The sequence below is a fragment of the Streptomyces sp. NPDC102360 genome, from assembly GCF_044766085.1.
Classification (GTDB): domain Bacteria; phylum Actinomycetota; class Actinomycetes; order Streptomycetales; family Streptomycetaceae; genus Streptomyces.
In genome coordinates, this window is record NZ_JBIWLG010000033.1 from 1 (window position 1) to 2,204 (window position 2,204).

Genomic DNA, 2,204 nt, shown 5'->3' on the forward strand with positions numbered 1-2,204 from the left:
AATGCCACTGGCGTGACAACCGGAACACCAGAGGTTCGTCCACTCCGGTCCTCTCGTACTAGGAGCAGCCCCTCTCAAATCTCCAACGCCCATGGCAGATAGGGACCGAACTGTCTCACGACGTTCTGAACCCAGCTCGCGTACCACTTTAAATGGCGAACAGCCATACCCTTGGGACCGACTACAGCCCCAGGATGTGATGAGCCGACATCGAGGTGCCAAACACCGCCGTCGATATGAACTCTTGGGCGGTATCAGCCTGTTATCCCCGGAGTACCTTTTATCCGTTGAGCGATGGCCCTTCCATACAGAACCACCGGATCACTAAGTCCTAGTTTCCTACCTGCTTGATCCGTCGATCTTGCAGTCAAGCACGCTTATGCCTTTGCACACAGTGCGCGATGTCCGACCGCGCTGAGCGTACCTTCGAGCTCCTCCGTTACTCTTTAGGAGGAGACCGCCCCAGTCAAACTACCCACCATACACGGTCCCCGACCCAGATAATGGGCCCAGGTTAGAACGTCAAGCACGACAGGGTGGTATTTCAAGGATGGCTCCACTGCAGCTAGCGCCACAGTTTCATAGCCTCCCACCTATCCTACACAGACGAACTCAACGTTCAGTGTAAAGCTATAGTAAAGGTTCACGGGGTCTTTCCGTCTTGCCACGGGAACGCTGCATCTTCACAGCGATTTCAATTTCACTGAGTCTCGGGTGGAGACAGCGCCGCTGTCGTTACGCCATTCGTGCAGGTCGGAACTTACCCGACAAGGAATTTCGCTACCTTAGGACCGTTATAGTTACGGCCGCCGTTTACTGGGGCTTCGATCAAGAGCTTCGCCTTGCGGCTGACCCCATCAATTAACCTTCCAGCACCGGGCAGGCGTCACACCCTATACGTCCACTTTCGTGTTTGCAGAGTGCTGTGTTTTTGATAAACAGTCGCAGCGGCCTGGTTACTGCGACCCTCTTCAGCTATAGCTCGCACGAGCCACCAAAAAGGGTGCACCTTCTCCCGAAGTTACGGTGCCATGTTGCCTAGTTCCTTCACCCGAGTTCTCTCAAGCGCCTGAGAATTCTCATCCTACCCACCTGTGTCGGTTTACGGTACGGTCTGCGTAAGCTGAAGCTTAGGAGCTTTTCCTGGAAGCGTGGTATCAGTGACTTCGCCATAAAGGCTCGTCTCGGTGCTCGGTCTTAAAGGATCCCGGATTTGCCAAAGATCCAAACCTACCGCCTTTCCCCAGGACAACCAACGCCTGGTACACCTAACCTTCTCCGTCCCTCCATCGCACTTACGCGAGGTGCAGGAATATTAACCTGCTTCCCATCGACTACGACTTTCGTCCTCGCCTTAGGGGCCGACTCACCCTGCGCCGATTAACGTTGCGCAAGGAAACCTTGGGCTTTCGGCGTGCGGGTTTTTCACCCGCATTATCGTTACTCATGTCAGCATTCGCACTTCCGATACCTCCAGCAGACTTCTCAATCCACCTTCAACGGCTTACGGAACGCTCCTCTACCGCGCATAACAAAGTTATGCACCCCAAGCTTCGGTTCACTGCTTAGCCCCGTTAAATCTTCCCCGCAGACCGACTCGACCAGTGAGCTATTACGCTTTCTTTAAAGGGTGGCTGCTTCTAAGCCAACCTCCTGGCTGTCTGTGCCTTTCCACATGGTTTTCCACTTAGCAGTGAATTTGGGACCTTAGCTGTGGGTCTGGGTTGTTTCCCTTTTCACGACGGACGTTAGCACCCGCCGTGTGTCTCCCATACAGTCCGTCTCGGTATTCGGAGTTTGCAATGGTTTGGTAAGTCGCGATGACCCCCTAGCCATAACAGTGCTCTACCCCCGAGAGGATACATATGAGGCGCTACCTAAATAGCTTTCGAGGAGAACCAGCTATCTCCGGGTTCGATTAGCTTTTCACTCCTAATCACACCTCATCCCCTACCTTTGCAACGGGAGTGGGTTCGGGCCTCCAGTGCGTGTTACCGCACCTTCACCCTGGGCATGACTAGATCACCCGGTTTCGGGTCTACTGCCCGCGACTATGCGCCCTTATCAGACTCGGTTTCCCTTCGCCTCCCCTATACGGTTAAGCTTGCCACGAACAGTAAGTCGCTGACCCATTATACAAAAGGTACGCAGTCACTCCTTGCGGAGCTCCTACTGCTTGTACGCACACGGTTTCAGGTTCTATT

General features: G+C 54.0%; 1 rRNA gene. It reads right to left on the minus strand.

The features are described 5' to 3' along the window. Positions 1–2,204, minus strand: a 23S ribosomal RNA gene (locus tag ACIRHA_RS43135); the annotation flags it as partial.